Annotated in this window: 13 protein-coding genes and 1 pseudogene; 11 read left to right on the top strand and 3 right to left on the bottom strand. The window is 57.5% G+C overall.

Translation table 11 applies throughout. The features are described 5' to 3' along the window. Nucleotides 1-137 precede the first annotated feature (137 nt). The 4 genes from C444_RS20615 (at nt 138) to C444_RS20600 (ending at nt 4,262) form a co-directional block, all read left to right on the top strand. A complete protein-coding gene (locus C444_RS20615; RefSeq protein ID WP_004595065.1) occupies nt 138-914 on the top strand; it encodes an SDR family NAD(P)-dependent oxidoreductase in 777 nt (258 codons plus the stop codon). 313 nt (nt 915-1,227) lie between these two features. After that, nucleotides 1,228-2,145 (top strand): CoA transferase subunit A, encoded by a 918-nt coding sequence (locus C444_RS20610; RefSeq protein ID WP_004595064.1) that lies wholly within the window; start codon nt 1,228-1,230, stop codon nt 2,143-2,145. Nucleotides 2,146-2,147: 2 nt separating this feature from the next. Continuing rightward, nucleotides 2,148-2,906, top strand: coding sequence for a CoA-transferase subunit beta (locus tag C444_RS20605; protein ID WP_004595063.1), 759 nt, complete (start codon nt 2,148-2,150; stop codon nt 2,904-2,906). A gap of 417 nt (nt 2,907-3,323) precedes the next feature. After that, a complete protein-coding gene (locus C444_RS20600) occupies nt 3,324-4,262 on the top strand; it encodes an alpha/beta hydrolase (RefSeq protein ID WP_049909700.1) in 939 nt (312 codons plus the stop codon). Between the two features lie 70 nt (nt 4,263-4,332). Here the strand turns inward: C444_RS20600 and C444_RS20595 are convergent, their stop codons facing one another. Beyond that, complete coding sequence (locus tag C444_RS20595; protein WP_004595060.1) at nt 4,333-5,220, bottom strand: fumarylacetoacetate hydrolase family protein; 888 nt, start codon at nt 5,218-5,220, stop codon at nt 4,333-4,335. A 361-nt stretch (nt 5,221-5,581) separates the two neighbouring features. Here C444_RS20595 and C444_RS20590 point away from each other — a divergent pair, with 361 nt between their 5' ends. From C444_RS20590 to C444_RS20560, 7 genes are all read left to right on the top strand, one after another. Beyond that, entirely contained in the window at nt 5,582-5,989 is a 408-nt protein-coding gene (locus C444_RS20590) for a DoxX family protein (RefSeq protein WP_004595059.1), read from the top strand. Between the two features lie 28 nt (nt 5,990-6,017). Next, a complete protein-coding gene (locus tag C444_RS20585) occupies nt 6,018-6,905 on the top strand; it encodes a fumarylacetoacetate hydrolase family protein (protein ID WP_004595058.1) in 888 nt (295 codons plus the stop codon). 2 nt (nt 6,906-6,907) lie between these two features. After that, nucleotides 6,908-7,900 (top strand): TatD family hydrolase, encoded by a 993-nt coding sequence (locus C444_RS20580; RefSeq protein WP_004595057.1) that lies wholly within the window; start codon nt 6,908-6,910, stop codon nt 7,898-7,900. Nucleotides 7,901-7,947: 47 nt separating this feature from the next. Beyond that, a complete protein-coding gene (locus C444_RS20575; RefSeq protein ID WP_004595056.1) occupies nt 7,948-9,828 on the top strand; it encodes a CocE/NonD family hydrolase in 1,881 nt (626 codons plus the stop codon). 341 nt (nt 9,829-10,169) lie between these two features. Beyond that, nucleotides 10,170-11,381, top strand: a complete 1,212-nt coding sequence (locus C444_RS20570; protein ID WP_004595055.1) for an ABC transporter substrate-binding protein — start codon at nt 10,170-10,172, stop codon at nt 11,379-11,381. 251 nt (nt 11,382-11,632) lie between these two features. Continuing rightward, nucleotides 11,633-12,589, top strand: coding sequence for a VOC family protein (locus C444_RS20565; RefSeq protein ID WP_004595054.1), 957 nt, complete (start codon nt 11,633-11,635; stop codon nt 12,587-12,589). A gap of 81 nt (nt 12,590-12,670) precedes the next feature. After that, entirely contained in the window at nt 12,671-13,735 is a 1,065-nt protein-coding gene (locus C444_RS20560; protein WP_004595053.1) for a 2,3-butanediol dehydrogenase, read from the top strand. Between the two features lie 17 nt (nt 13,736-13,752). Here the strand turns inward: C444_RS20560 and C444_RS20555 are convergent, their stop codons facing one another. Further along, nucleotides 13,753-14,568, bottom strand: coding sequence for an IclR family transcriptional regulator (locus C444_RS20555; protein ID WP_004595052.1), 816 nt, complete (start codon nt 14,566-14,568; stop codon nt 13,753-13,755). A 922-nt stretch (nt 14,569-15,490) separates the two neighbouring features. Next, a pseudogene (locus C444_RS21950) lies at nt 15,491-15,578 on the bottom strand (IS6 family transposase); the annotation flags it as partial.

Here is a 15,578-nt window from a genome sequence, read left to right as displayed (position 1 = left end):
GTCGAGACTACCGCTGAGGCCGGCGTTTTTGGGCATAGACACTTCAAAACCGCCGTGCCTCACTCTTCAATCCTTATCTGAACACTACGGGTCACTGCGACCGTAGTTTTAATACCGGAACCGACGATTGTGAACGTATGTCAGATCTTCTGACCGGCAAGACGGCCGTCGTCACCGGCGGTGCGAGCGGCATCGGGCGCGGAATCGCGCTGAAATTAGCCAACCACGGCGCTGACATAGTCGTCGCCGACATTCAGGATACCCCGAACACAGCAGACACCACACCGACGCTCGAAGCCATCGAAGACGAGACCGACGCCCGCGGGTTGTTCGTCGAGTGCGACGTGACCGACTACGACGACATAGTGGGGGCAGTCGACACGGCCGAGGAGTTCGGCGGCATCGACGTGATGGTCAACAACGCCGGCGTCGTCCACCCGGTCGAGTTTTTTGAGACGACCGACGAGGACTTCGCGACGCTCATCGATATAAATCTTAAGGGCGCGTACTACGGCTGTCAGGCCGCCGGCGAGCGGATGGTTGAACGGGGGAGTGGCTCTATCATCAACATCGCCAGTACGGCCGCAGAGCAGGGATTCGTCGAGCCCGGGTCTATCCTCTACAGCGCCGCGAAAGGCGGGATGAAGTCGATGACCTTCGGCCTCGCGGAACTGCTCGGTCCGGACGTCCGAGTGAACGCCATCCAACCCGGTTTTACCGACGAAACAGGGCTGGCCGAAAACCACCCCGAGGAGGCAGCCCGGGCCCGGGCAGCCGAGACCTCGCTCGACCGGCTCGGGACGCCGGCAGACATCGGGAACGTCGCCGTTTTCCTGGCCAGTGACCTCTCGTCGTATGTCACAGCAGAGGGCATTCTCGTCGACGGCGGATGGGTCAACACCGGCGGCCCCTAACTGAATCCAACCCCAGCAGAGCATACCGACCCCCTGATTTTATACCATCTCGCAGTTCGTTGCCGGCGTGATAGAGAAAGCCGTCGACCTCATCCAGAGAGACCGCCATGAGCACGTTTTCCGGGGTACCTCGGCGAGCGGGACTCTCCTATGTGGACCGGGACGAACATCGACTTTCTCCGTAGCCTCCTCGTCCTAACGTTGTAAGCACCAAACGGCCGATTCAGCCCCGGAGGTTTATTGTACCACAAAAGATACCATCAACTATGGTGTTCGCAGACGACCGGCCAACGGAACTAATGGAGTCGGTAACATGACGAAGGTGACAGACATGGCAGAGGCAGTGTCGTCGGCCATCGAAGACGGACAATCGATCTACCTCGGTGGCTTTACCCACCTCATCCCCTTCGCTGCCGGACACGAGATAATCAGACAGGGATACAGCGATCTCACGCTGGTGCGGGCGACGCCGGACCTCATCTACGACCAAATGATCGCCGCGGGCTGTGCGAGCAGCGTCACCTTCTCATGGGCAGGCAACCCCGGCGTCGGGAGCCTCCGCGCCTTTCGACGTGCAATCGAAGACGGTGTTCCGACTGAACTAGATATCGACGAGTACTCGCACTTCGGCCTCGTTTCGCGGCTCGCAGCGGGCGCACAGGACCTCCCGTTCCTCCCGCTTCGGACGTTCGTCGGGTCGGACTATCCGGAGCACAACGACAACATCCAGTTCGTCGAGAACCCGTTTGGCGACATGCCGGGAGAGATTCCGGTGGTGCCACCGCTGAACCCAGATGTCGCAGTCGTTCGCGGCCAGCGGGCCGATACTGAAGGGAGCGCCCACCTGTGGGGCATAGTCGGTGAGATGGTCGAAGCGGCCTTCGCTGCGGATACTGTCATCTTAAGCGTCGAGGAACTCGTCGACACTGAAGTTATCCGGAGCGACCCCAACCGAACGCTCATCCCTCAGACTGTTGTCGACCACGTCGTCGAGGAGCCCTATGGCTCACACCCCTCCTACGCACAGGGATACTACGACAGGGACAACGAGGCGTACCTTGCGTGGGACCGGCGGACAGAGACCCACGAGTCAACCGAAGAATGGCTCGAAGAGTGGGTCTATGGTGTCGACGACCGAACAGAATACCTGGAGAAACTCGAGGTCGAACGGTTCCTCGACCTGCAGCCACAGACGAGCTACGGAACACCCGTCGACATGGGGGAGTACTGACGATGACAGACTACACGGACACCGAACTGATGATAACGCGGGCGGCACAGGAACTCCAGAACGATGACACGACTCTCGTCGGGGTCGGCATCCCGAACCTCGCCTGCAACCTGGCAAAACAGACCCATGCCCCGGATCTGGAGATGGTCTACGAGTCGGGGACCATCGATTCGAACCCCTCGAAGCTCCCGCTGTCTATCGGCGATCCGGTGCTCGCAACCGACGCACAGAGCATCGTCCCGATGATCCAGGGCTTCGGGTACTACCTCCAGGCCGGTCGCATCGACGTCGGCTTTCTCGGCGGGGCACAGATTGACCGTTACGGCAACATCAATTCAACAGTTATCGGAGACTACGAAGACCCCAAAGTCCGGCTCCCCGGAAGCGGCGGAGCCTGCGAAATCGCCAGCAATACCCACCGCACGATAATCATCACACCCCATACCCAGCGTCGCTTCCCCGAAGAGGTGGACTTCGTCACGAGTCCCGGGTACATCGACGGAGAAACGACTCGGGAAGAGTTAGGGCTGCGTGGCGGCCCTGACGCGGTCATCACCGACAAGGCAGTCATGCGGTTCGATGACGATGGCGAGATGTTCCTCGATTCGGTCCACCCCGGCGTCACCGAGGATGCCGTCCAAGAAGCGACCGGGTGGAACCTGCAGTTCGGGTCTGATGTCGTGAAAACGGAGCCACCCGATGAGGAAGAAATCGACCTCATCCGGAATGAACTAGACCCTGACGGCGTCTACACGAAGTGAACAGCCGTCATTGCGACACACGATTTGAACACCCAACGGATAGGCGAGACCCACTCAGTAAATATACCGCGAACCGGACAGAAAGACAACAAAAAGTATTTTGACGTAGTCTTCTGGAAGGGTTGCTGTATCATATCATACCAGAGGTACCAGGTATTCACCACGTGACCGCCTTCTGTGACGACCCTCAAGAAAACTACGGCGAGGAACTCAAAGCACCGGACTGGCTCGAAGTCGACGTCGAACGCATCGCCGAAATACTCCCGCCGCTCGAAACCAACTGATTTGCGTCGGCCGGTTTTTGACATCGCATCGGTGTTCTTTGCTGTCCCGTCAGTCGCTCGCCGAAGCGTCCAGTTCTGGAATCGTCGGGTTACACCTTGACCTATATAACGGAGGAGAGTATTTGTTAACGTGATGCGAGCCCAAGAACCACATCCGCAGTTACAGGCATTCATGGAAGAGACGGAAGACGCACCGGCGTTCCACGAACTCCCCGTCGAGGAAGTACGGGCGATTACAGCCGACGTCTTCTCGGTAGAGGAACCGGAGTCAGTCGGAGAGGTGATCAATGAGACAATCGACGGGCCGGGTGGTGACCTCGACGTTCGCATCTACCTCCCGGTGGGCGACCAGCCGTTCCCGATCACGATGTTCTTCCACGGTGGGGGCTTCGTCTCCGGAAGCCTCGACAGTCACGACGAGTTCTGTCGGCGGATCGCAAACACCGTTGATATCGGTGTCGTCGCTGTCGAGTACAGACTCGCGCCCGAGCATCCCTTCCCGGCAGCCGTCGAAGATGCTTACGCGGCAACGGAATGGGTTGCCGAATCTGGGAGCGAGTACGGCCTTGATACTGACAACCTAGCAGTCGCTGGCGACTCCGCCGGTGGGAACCTCGCGGCCGTCGTTTCGCAAATGGCACGGGACAGGAACGGGCCGTCTATCGCACATCAGGTCCTGCTGTACCCACCCGTCTCTGCCGACCAGGATTGGGACTCCATGGAGGAGAACGGCCAGGGCTACTTCATTACGACCGAGGACCTGGCGTGGTTCGATGACAAATACTTCGAAGACGAGATTGACCAGATGAACGTCTACGCATCGCCACTCCTAACCGCTGACCTGCGCGATCTCCCACCTGCGACACTCGTCACGGGTGGGTTCGATCCGCTCCGTGACGAGGGGATCGCCTATGCTGAGCGACTCAAAGAGGCTGGCGTCGAAGTATCACACTACCATTACGACGACGTGATTCATGCGTTCGTCCAGATGGCGGCGGCACCATTCGAATTCGACCCCTCACAGGAGGCACTCGCCGACATCGGTGCTGACCTCGAGTCTGCACTGAAATAGAGCATGGCGGATCCGAGATAACGACACCCAGTCTCACAGGGGAAGAGCACCGTACGGTTTCTTCAACCGCTCACTCGTGTCGGCAGGTGTTCGTGAGTTCACCGACGCCGTCGACGCCGACGGTGACCGTCGTCCCGTCGTCAAGGAGTACCGGTGGGTCACGGTAGACGCCGACACCTGGCGGTGTCCCGGTGAAAAGGAGGTCGCCAGGCTTTAGCGTAAACGCCTGGCTACAGAACGAGACCAGCGTGTCAATATCGAAGATGAAGTTTGCCGTCGTGGAATCCTGCAGTCGCTCGCCATCAATTTCGGTCCAGATACGCAGGTCGTGAACATCCTCGATTTCGTCGAGGGTGACCAGTTCCGGACCCGTGGGCGCGAAGGAATCCAGGCTCTTCCCACGGACCCACTGGCCGTCGCCGTGCTGGAGATCTCGGGCAGACACGTCGTTCCCGACCGTCACGCCGGCCACGTAGTCTCGCGCGTCTTCCTCGTTGACGTTGCGTGCCTCTTCACCGATGACAACGACGAGTTCGGACTCATAGTCCACCTGTTCTGTGTAGTCCGGGTCCCACGTGATTTCGTCGCTTGGCCCGCGCACGGTCGTCGGGAACTTCGAGAAGAGTACCGGTTCGTCAGGAATCGGGTTGTCTCCTTCCTCGGCGTGATCCTCGTAGTTTAGACCGACACAGACCACTTTCTCCGGGTCGTCAACTGGTGCATGCCAGGTCAGTTCATCGGTAGCGTATCGATGTTCGTCTGTCTCGTTCGCATACTCCGTGACCAGGGACACTCGTTCCTGCCAGTTCCACGTCTCAAGTAATGCCGACAACCGACGCGGAATCTCGACACCGATAGCGTCGCCGGCAGCGTGAAGATCGAGGGTTGTACCGTCAGCCATGCGTGTCCCACACCAGACCTGCGCCGCCTCGTTCGTGCTGTATTGACCGAGTCGCATTGCCACACGATACCGTGTGGATGTACTTAACGCCGCTGATGGAATCAACGACAGTGTACCAGACTTAGCTATGCCGTCGCTGGATACGTCGGGCGAGCGGTCACCACGGAGAACAGAACGTTCTCATCAGGCACTGCTCGTGGTGTTGGGGCTGATCTGTACGCATTACCCAGGCGAGAACGACGACCACCGGACACAATCTTCCAGGCATCGAGTAAGGGAAAGATTCTCATTCGCACATAAAATATATATGACAATATGCAAAACGCCTATCATCCGACCCAGAGTACCAAACGGTGATGTTCACAAGTACTACTGTCGCAATGCGTCCAAATAGCACAGTCATCGGAGGGAGCCGATAATGGCGCTCGAAGGAGAATTCATGCTCGTGGGTCGAGTCCTGCTCGGCTTCCTCTTTCTGTACAATGGATACAATCACTTCGCAGGCTACGAGGGGCGGGTCGGGTACGCACAGTACAAAGGTATGCCGGCACCGTCGCTGTCAGTCATCTCGTCGGGCGTCTTGCTGGTGTTGGCGTCAATCGGCATCATCGCTGGTATCTATCCGGTTATTTCGGCAGGTGCACTCGCCGTCTTCCTCATCGTGGCGACACCGCTGTTTCACGACTTCTGGTCGTTTGAGGGGGAGGACCGCCAAAACGAACTGAATCACTTCCTCAAGAACGTCGGTCTCCTCGGCGGGACCCTCGTGCTTCTGGCAACCGGTGGCGAAGCCTGGAAGTATGCTGTCGGCATTGGACTGTTTTAAGTAATCACGTTGTTGACACTAATACGTCATGAAACTCGGACAATTCAGAGAGACCGCAACAGAGGAACGGTGGCCAGGCGTCGTCATCGACGACGGAATCGTTGACCTGACTGTGGCCGGCAGCAAAGCCGGTATCGACCTCCCGGCGGCCACACACGAAATATTGAAGATCTGGAACTGGGAGCGGAAGATCCAGCTAGCGGTCGAGTACGCTGAAGAAACTGGGACGGCACTCCACGCAAAGGGCAATGTCGAGACAGTCGCGCCGATTACCGACCCGGAGAAGATCGTAGCAATCGGTCTAAATTACAGGGACCACGCGGAGGAAGGCGACCAAGAGATACCGGAGCGGCCGCTGGTCTTCTCGAAGTTCCCGAGTACTATCGTCGGCCCCGACGAGGCGGTCAAGTGGGATCCGGACTACACCGAGGCTGTGGACTACGAGGGTGAACTGGTTGTGATCATCGGCGAAGAGGCACGGAGCGTCAACGAGGAGGAAGCCCTCGAGTACATCGCGGGCTACACCATCGGCAACGATGTGTCTGCCCGGGACCTACAGCTATCAGACGAACAGTGGGTGCGCGGGAAAAGCCTCGATACGTTCGCCCCCCTCGGGCCGTACATCCATACGCCCGAGGAGATTGACGACATCGGGTCTCTGGATATCTGGACGGAGGTCAACGGTAAACGGCTACAGAAATCGAACACGGAACACCTCATCTTCTCGATTGCAGAGCTGGTGGCCTTCTGCAGCCGTGCGTTTACCCTCGAGCCTGGTGACGTGATATTCACCGGGACCCCCGACGGTGTCGGGTACTTCCGCGAACCACAGGTTCTTCTAGAAGACGGGGACACGATGACCGTCGGGGTCGACGGGCTAGGGGAGCTTACAAACACGTGTAGGTACACTGACTAAGTATGGCCCAAGAATATCCGACGCAGCGACCGACCGACCTCGAACACGGCAGCGGCGAGGAGTCGATTCCCACAGAGTTGAACAGCATTCCGTGGATCGACATCCACAATCACGCGCAGACGCTCTCCTGGAACGACCGGGAGAAGTTCACGCTCAGTGGCTGTGAGTCGATGGTGATGATGGGCGCAGGGTACTACTGGACACCGTACAAACCTGTCGAGCCCGAAGACGTCCGATACCTTTGGGACGACGCGCTCAACAGACTCCCGCAGATCCGACAGTCCCACCTGCTCGATGCGAAAGTCGGCATCGGTATCCACACCGGAGCCCGCGTCAAAGACTACGACCAGTTGCTGGATGTCATCCCAGAGTACGCCGCCCTCGACGAGGTTGCTGCCATCGGTGAAATCGGGCTCACCGAGGCCCAGCACGTCTCCGGCTGGTCGCTCGAGGAACAGAAAGACGTGACCCGGCGGCAACTCGAAATCGCAGCCGACCACGACCTCCCGGCAATCCTGCACACCCCTGCCGACCTCGAAGACGTCGAGTTCCCGGACAGGATTCGCGGGAACATTCCGGGGTACGAACTGGACCTGAGCCTCCAGCAAGAACCCGTGTTGACATCGGACTATCCGAAGCGGGAGGCCGTCGAGATCGACGTCGAACTGAAAGACGACGCCGGACTCCCGGGCGACCAGATGGTACTCTCGCATATGGACAAGAAAATCGCTCCGTACGTCCTCGAGAACACGGACTGTTACCTGAGCTTCACGGTCAGTTATCCGTGGCTGCTTGGCGTCTCGCCAACGGATGTCGCGGAAATCGTCGCAGAGTACGGCCCCGACAGAATTTTGGTCGAGACAGACAGCGCTGGCGTGTTACGAAGCGATATCTTCGCGTTCAAGCGAACGATTCTGGAGATGTACCGGATGGGTGTCGACGTTGAAGACATCCGGCAGGTCGTCTACGAGAACCCACGGGAACTGCTCGACTGATTGTGAGCTAACATATTTTTAAGTACAGGTAAGCCACACGTAGAGCCATGCGTTCCGAATCGTCGTATGGTGTCCAGTCGCAGTTCGACGTGATGGTCAGAACCCGGGACGGGGTCGAGCTCGCGACGGATATCTACCGGCCGACAGAAGACGGCGATGTCGTCGAAGAACCGTTACCGGCACTGCTCAGTCGAACGCCGTACAACAAACGAGGGGAGATGGAGCGACACGGCGAATGGTTTGCGAAGCACGGTTACGTCGTCGCCATCCAGGACTGTCGCGGGCGCTTCAACAGCGGCGGGACGTTCGAAATGTTCGTCAATGAACCCGAGGACGGCTACGACACGGTCGAATGGCTCGCGGACCGGCCGTACTGCAACGACACCGTCGGGACGATTGGGTCCTCATACGGGGCGTGGGTCCAGAGCGGGCTCGCGACACAGGACCCACCACATCTCGAAGCGATGTTCGTCAACCAGGGACCGGCCAACGGTCGGGAGGCGACGCTCCGGCACAACGGCGCTTTCGAGTTGCGCTGGCTCTGCTGGGCGCTCACGCTCGGCGGCGGCTTCGCCAAGCGAGTCTTAGCGGACGGTGACCTGCAACAGCACTTCGCCGATATCGACGTTCGTGACATCCTCGCCGAGTCACCACTCCAGCGCGGTCAGTCCCCGCTGAAGCACCTCCCGAAGTACGAAGAGTGGCTATTCGAGATGCTCACGACGGGCGACGCAGAAGACGACCTATGGAGCGCACCTGGCATCAATCCCGAGGCGTACTACGACGAGATGGCGGACGTGCCGACTGTGTACTCCGGTGCCTGGTACGATTCCTACACCCTCGGGACCTGCAAGAACTTCGAGGTGCTGTCCGAGCGGCAGTCGTCCGACCAGTTTCTCATCGTGGGCCCTTGGACCCACGGGTGGAACGAGTATCCACTCTCGTCGTGGAACAAGGCGTACTCCGGGGAAGTCGAGTTCGGTACGCACTGCCTCCGGAACTACCAAGAGACGCGGTTGCGGTTCTTCGACCACTACCTCAAGGGGAAAGACACGTGGGACGAACCGCCGGTCCAGTACTTCCAGATGGGAACCGGCGACGGTTCGCGCCAAGCCGAGGGACGGCTCTATCACGGTGGAGAGTGGCGGACAGCAGTGGACTGGCCGCTCCCTGAAAGCGAGTCGGTGAAGTTCTACGCACAGCCGGACGGATCGCTCGACCGGATGACACCGGCGGCGGTATCGGCTGGAACGACCTACCAGTTTGACCCTACTGACCCGGTGCCGACCATCGGCGGGAACTGCTCGTCGTACATCACCTTCGAGCAGCGCGAGGAGTCACTGCTCGAGTATCCACTCGAAGAGCGCCATCTCGTGAACATCACAGGCAGCGGCGGGTACGACCAGCGGACGCGGCCGGAAACGTTCGGTGCGGACCCGCCATATGGTCCGCTCGAACGCCGTGATGACGTGATCGTCTTCCGAACCAGGCCGCTGACCGAGGACCTCGAAATCGCGGGCCCGATTCACGTGACGTTGTACGCCTCAACGACGGCTCCGGATACAGATTTCACTGCAAAGCTCATCGACGAGTATCCGCCGAGCGACGAATTCACAGACGGGTTCGCGCTCAATCTGACGGACTCGATCTGTCGTGCCCGATATCGTGGGAACCGGAACGAATCGGACTTCGTTGAGCCAGGCGAAGTCCACGAATACGAATTCGAGCTCTACCCGACAGCGAATGTGTTCAGAGAGGGTCACCAGATCCGGCTGGACGTTTCTTCTTCAAACTTCCCGCGGTACGACGTGAATCAGAACACGGGAGAGGAACTCTACGGCGGCAGGAGCGGCGAAACCGCCGAGAATACGCTGTATCACGACAGCGAGTACCCGACGCACGTCGAACTTCCGGTGCTATCGGAGTAATGGAGCGCCGCGGGCTGTCCGTGGTACGCCTTCCAGATCGTCGGTTTTCTCCGTAGAGTCGCTCACACCGGATGCCGGTCAGGACCGCGACACCATCGAGTGCTCTCCGAAGAGAGACTGGGTAGCGAACGAGGCGATACCGGAGTGATACCGCGTCTTTCTGCCCCGCACTAAGCATTGGGAGATTTTCTACCAATGATTATCTATATTTCCCAAATATCATGTCGGAATTATACAAAATTATAAATACTTGCCGTTTCGCGGTAGAAAGGAGCAGTATGACCAGAGACACCCATTCAGGCTCGAAGAGGCGTAATTTTTTGAAAACAACAGGTGCGGGCGTGGCAGCGACGCTAGTTGCGGGCTGTCTCACCGGCAGTAGCGGGGACGGTGGGGACGACGGCGGTAGCAGCGGCGATGGCGACAGCGGCAACAGCGGCGAGCCAATCGTGATTTCCTCACTGCAGCCGCTCTCCGGACCCTTCTCCGTCTACGGACCGCGTCACCAAGCAGGCGCGGAGTTCGCAGCAGAGCAAATCAACGCGGACGGCGGCGTCCGGGGCCGTGAGATCGAGATTCGGAGTGTGGACACGGAAAGTAGTGGCCAAGCGGCGGCAAACTCGTTTACAGAGGCCATCGAGCAGGACAACGCAGTAGCTGGCATCGGCCCGGGCGCGTCCGAGGCGGCAATCCAAGCAAGCAGAGTTGCCGAGCAAAACGAAGTGCCGATGTACCTGCACGCAGCAGGTGCCGTTGAGGTCGTCCCACAGGAGTCTCGGTATACGTTCCGAACGGCGCTCCCGGCGACACCGACCGTCGGCAGGGCACAGGCACAGATTATCGAGGACGAGGGATACAACAACATCGGTGTCATTTACGAGGACGGTGTCTGGGGTGACGAGTATAGCGCCGCGATAGAAGAATACTTCCCCGACGGCATCAACCTCGAGACGGACACGGCACCGATTCCAGAGACAGACTTCGTCCCACTGCTGCGGCAGTTCTCCGACGACATCGAAGTGTTCCTTGGCAGCGGTCACCCAGCGGGAGTCAGCTCCCTGTATCCCCAGATGAACGAAATCGGACTGGACGTCGACCTGTTCCTCGGTGCTATTACGCCGATGGAAGCAGACTACAACGCCATCGGTGAGAGTATCGGTGACTCCTTCGCCTCGTTCAACTCGACCGACATGTACAGCGACGATTACGCCGAGATCGCGACGACGTTCAACGAGGAAAACGGTGGCCTGTTCGATCACGCGCAGGTCAACGGATATACCGCCGTACAACTCATCGCCCAATCCATCGAAGATGCGGGCTCTGCTGCTCCCACAGATATCGCCGAGTCGACACGGACAGGGGCATTCGACCTCCTGTACGGTGCAGACATCGAGTACACTGAATGGGGAGAACCCGAAGGAGCAGTCCAGATACACAACGGATTCAACCTCGAAGAGTCGCCGGAATACTGGCCTGACGGTGACTTCGCACCCGAAGAAGTTCACCGCACCGACCCCCTCCCCGCGTATGAACCCGGTTCGCTCGATATCTAAGTCCAACCCACGGGTTCAGGCGACACCAGAATGGTCGAGTGGACCCCAAGGCGTGCCCAGAACACGAACTGCCGCTCGAACGGCTGAAACGTGACTCAGCTCGAATCCAGTCGGGATGGCGTCCACCAAGGACATCACGATTCAGGCTCGTCTGACCAGACGGGGCGACACCGAAAACGAACTGGGTCACGCTAAGTAGCTGATAAAAAGTATTATTAATCATCAATTGCAACGTTGTGCTGTATCATACCATGCCAGAGATACCAGGCATTCACCACGTGACAGCCTTCTGTGACGACCCACAGGAAAACTACGACTTCTTCACGAACGTCCTCGGAATGCGCTTCGTGAAACGTACCGTTCGCTTCGACGTTCCCGAGAAAATCTATCACCTCTACTACGGTGACGAACACGGCACTCCCGGTACGATTGTAACGTACTTCCCGATGACCAACATGCCCATGGAAGAGGGCATGGTCGGCAAGGGCATGATGAGCTCCGTCGGCCTCACGATTCCGGAGGGCTCCGTCGACTACTGGACGGACCGCTTTGGCGAACATAATGTCGACTACACTGTCGAGGAACGTTTCGACGAAACCGCAATCGCGTTCACAGATCCCGACGGCTTGCCGTTCGAGTTGGTCACCGGCGAATCCGACATCGAACCCTACACGGACGGTAACGACGTACCTGAAGAACACGCCGTCCGCGGCATGTTCAACACGACCCTCCACTCCAATGACCCCGCCGGCACCATGGACGTCCTGGAGACGATGGGGTGGGACCGCGTCGGCGAGGCCACCCATCCACAGGCTGGCGACCGAATCCGCTACGAAGCACCCGGCGATGCTCCGTGCGCGACCACTGTCGACGTCCTGATTCGCCCCAATGCCCCCCAAGGGAAGATGGGCATCGGGACGTACCTTCACGTCGCGTACCGCGTCGCCAACGACTGGGAACAGGACGAGGTCAGCGACACGCTTCGTGAGAACGGGTACATCACCACCTCGACGAAGGACCGCGACTACTTCCACTCACGGTACATCACCGAACCCGGCGGCGCCGTCTTCGAATACGCCACCGACGGCCCCGGCTTCGACATCGACCAGGATCCCGAGAACTACGGCGAAGAACTCAAAGCCCCGGACTGGCTCGAGGTCGACGTCGAACGCATCGCCGAAATACTCCCGCCGCTCGAAACCAACTGACGTAGTACGCGCCAGTTTTCAGAGCGACCGGCTTCTTCCCCCTCAACGTTTATTGCGTCGGCCTCATAACTGACGGTCAGTATGCGAGCAGCACGCTATTACGGTCAGCAAGACATCCGTATCGAAGACATCGAACCAGCCAGCGTCGGCCCTAACGACGTCCGAATCGCCGTGACAGCCTGTGGTATCTGCGGGTCAGATTTAGGAGAGTACGTCGGTGGCCCAGTCACGATTCCGGACGAGCCCCACCCGGTCACCGGTGAAGAGTTACCAGTGACGATGGGCCACGAGCTCACCGGCGAGGTCAGCGAAGTCGGGAGAAACGTTGACATAGACATCGGAACGCGGATCGTTGTGAATCCCATCATCTGGTGTGGCAACTGCCGATACTGTGACGAAGGGCTTTACCGACTCTGCTCCTCTGGCGGGTTCGTTGGTCTCTCTGGCGGTGGGGGCGGATTTGCGGAGAACCTTGTCGTGTCCGCCGAGAAGGTCGTCCCCCTCCCCGAAGCCGTGCCGTCAGAGTTCGCCGCGCTCGTCGAACCCTTCACAGTCGGTGTTCACGCCGTCGCACAATCAGGGTTAGATGCTGGGGACTCCGTGGCGGTCTACGGGGGCGGACCAATTGGCCAGACCGTCCTGCAGTCCGCACTGGCCGCCGGGGCGGGTCCAGTGTACGTCTCTGAGCCGCAGGCGACAAGACGGGCACTCGCAGCGGATTGTGGTGCAGACGAGGTAATCGACCCGCTCGAAACTGACCCCGTCGAGTACATCACCAGCGAGACAAACGGTGGCGTCGACACCGTGTTCGAGGTCGCCGGTGTCAATCAGACTGTCAATCAGGCGTTCCGGACGACGAAATCCGGTGGGACAGCGACCATTGTGAGCATTTTTGAAGAAGGAGTCGAGATCAACCCGAATGATATCGTGATGCCAGAGCGTGCAGTCGTGGGAACGGCCGCATATGAGGGCGGACTACTCTCAGCCCGCGAATTCGGGACAACTCTTCGGAACTTTGCGACTGGGGCCTTCAACCCCAAGCCACTGGTGACCTCCCGGATCGCTCTCAACGATATTGTCGAAGAGGGTTTTGAAGCACTGCTGGACGGAGACCGTGAAGAAATGAAGGTTCTCGTCGAACCCTGAGATCGAAACAGCACGGATTAGGGTGACCGCAGCATGTGAACGGATTCCTGAGAGTGGGTGATGTTCAGTTCGAGTTCGTTGACCGCACTCAGTAACAATCCGACGATGTCGTCCTCCAAGCGACTCTCGTTCATTCGGTGGCGTGGCCCAGCAACCGAGCACGCGCCGATAACAGTGTCATCAGGAACGAGCGGGACCGCAACGGCGACCAGCCCTTTTGTGCTCTCTTCCATATTGAACGAGTAGCCGCGATCTCGAATCGTGTCTAGATCGTCATGAAGTTCGCTCTCGTCGGTAATCGTATTCTCGGTCGCTTTCGGGAGCCCTGTCGTCTCCAGCACGGACCGGACCTTCTCTTCGGGAAGCTGTGAAAGAATCGCCTTCCCGCCGGCAGTTTGATGGGGATACAGCCGACGACCGAGGCGTGTCCGCGTTGACACGCCCTGGTTGCCGTTTTCCCGGAATAGCGTGATTATGCGAGTGTTTTCCTGGATAGCGAACATCGCAACCTCATTGGTCTCCTCGGCGATTTCTCGCACTTGTGGTTTGATGATCTCAGAAGCCACGTAGTGTGACCGCAGCCAGCCACCGTAATCGAGAAACCGGAAGCCCAGATTGTACTGACTACCGTCTTTCACCACGAGGTCGTGATCCCTGAGCGTTGAGAGATGTTTGTACACCGCTCCTTTGGACAAATCAGTTTCTTCGACGATCTCCGTGACCTTCCCCCCACCAAGGCTCTTGATCGTGTCGATAATCTCAACGGAGGTCTCAACCGCTTTGACTCGCGGCCCGCCCTCAGAGCGGCCCTGAGCGTTTGGGTCTTGGGTCATAACACTCCCTATGAACGGTTTCGGTATATAATTAACCCATAATAAATAACGCAGGATTCAGTGTACCAGAGGGAATCGGATCCAAGTCGAATCACACAGCTCCCGAGTACTCTAAAACTATATATGAAGGCATATCAGGCCACTGAGCGAGGTATGTTACCTCAAATAACGCGGAGAAAAGTGAGAAACGGATCCGTGCCCGGACTCAGGACCAACCGTCGAGTCCGTCACAGGAGGAAACGGTTTACCAACAGAGGGGGCCAACGGACCGTCACCAGTGCCTAGAACGTCGGCAGTGGTTTTACGATTAGTATAATAAATGAATATATATGAAAGTAATCTATTATTATATTTTTACTCAATAAACTCGAGTGTTCCGGAATATACATCCATATTTTTGTGTTGTATGTGATCAAATGCCTATATGACATAACAGAGAGGCTGAATCTATTAGTGAAATACTAATGAATGATAGCATGTCACGTGATAAGATGCAAGTCCACGGAAGGAGTCATGAATTCCATAACAACGTTAACGATGTTATGGTTAACAGAGACACGACTGCTCGTTGTACGGCCGTAGTAACCCATAGCACATCTCGTGTCTCGCCCACCGGAACTCTGTAGCCAAAGATACTATCCAACATTTATAATATATCTTATTATTAACTAATTCCTATAGTAAGAATGCAAAAATCGAATAGGACTAGACTGGAGAAATAATACTCTCAAATAAGAGTTATATTTTTAATAAATATTTTGATTCCATACGTATAGAGTATTATCTACAAATATTTCAAGAAAAAAGTTATAATTTTATTTCTCTCTAAACTCGTTCCCAAGCTATCCAGCCAAATAAGTATTAATGAAAATTGACTACTTCTGGTTAGTATAAATAATAAAATGTATCTTGAGCATCGTGTTCAGATTAGCTGATTCCATGCGAAGCTGAATGACCTGAGCCAATCGTCAGCTGTTTCCGCTTCGGCGTTGCTGAAACAGTTTGAGAAG

The sequence above is a fragment of the Haloarcula japonica DSM 6131 genome, from assembly GCF_000336635.1.
Lineage (GTDB): Archaea > Halobacteriota > Halobacteria > Halobacteriales > Haloarculaceae > Haloarcula > Haloarcula japonica.
Note: the sequence above shows the minus strand (reverse complement) of the source record. Positions and strands in the feature narration are given on the sequence as shown.

What these genes read in the sequence shown, in the direction of transcription:
- C444_RS20615 (WP_004595065.1), top strand. Translation starts at nt 138, where the DNA reads ATGTCAGATCTTCTGACCGGCAAGACGGCCGTCGTCACCGGCGGTGCG.
- C444_RS20610 (WP_004595064.1), top strand. Translation starts at nt 1,228, where the DNA reads ATGACGAAGGTGACAGACATGGCAGAGGCAGTGTCGTCGGCCATCGAA.
- C444_RS20605 (WP_004595063.1), top strand. Translation starts at nt 2,148, where the DNA reads ATGACAGACTACACGGACACCGAACTGATGATAACGCGGGCGGCACAG.
- C444_RS20600 (WP_049909700.1), top strand. Translation starts at nt 3,324, where the DNA reads ATGCGAGCCCAAGAACCACATCCGCAGTTACAGGCATTCATGGAAGAG.
- C444_RS20595 (WP_004595060.1), bottom strand. Translation starts at nt 5,220, where the DNA reads ATGCGACTCGGTCAATACAGCACGAACGAGGCGGCGCAGGTCTGGTGT.
- C444_RS20590 (WP_004595059.1), top strand. Translation starts at nt 5,582, where the DNA reads ATGGCGCTCGAAGGAGAATTCATGCTCGTGGGTCGAGTCCTGCTCGGC.
- C444_RS20585 (WP_004595058.1), top strand. Translation starts at nt 6,018, where the DNA reads ATGAAACTCGGACAATTCAGAGAGACCGCAACAGAGGAACGGTGGCCA.
- C444_RS20580 (WP_004595057.1), top strand. Translation starts at nt 6,908, where the DNA reads ATGGCCCAAGAATATCCGACGCAGCGACCGACCGACCTCGAACACGGC.
- C444_RS20575 (WP_004595056.1), top strand. Translation starts at nt 7,948, where the DNA reads ATGCGTTCCGAATCGTCGTATGGTGTCCAGTCGCAGTTCGACGTGATG.
- C444_RS20565 (WP_004595054.1), top strand. Translation starts at nt 11,633, where the DNA reads ATGCCAGAGATACCAGGCATTCACCACGTGACAGCCTTCTGTGACGAC.
- C444_RS20560 (WP_004595053.1), top strand. Translation starts at nt 12,671, where the DNA reads ATGCGAGCAGCACGCTATTACGGTCAGCAAGACATCCGTATCGAAGAC.
- C444_RS20555 (WP_004595052.1), bottom strand. Translation starts at nt 14,568, where the DNA reads ATGACCCAAGACCCAAACGCTCAGGGCCGCTCTGAGGGCGGGCCGCGA.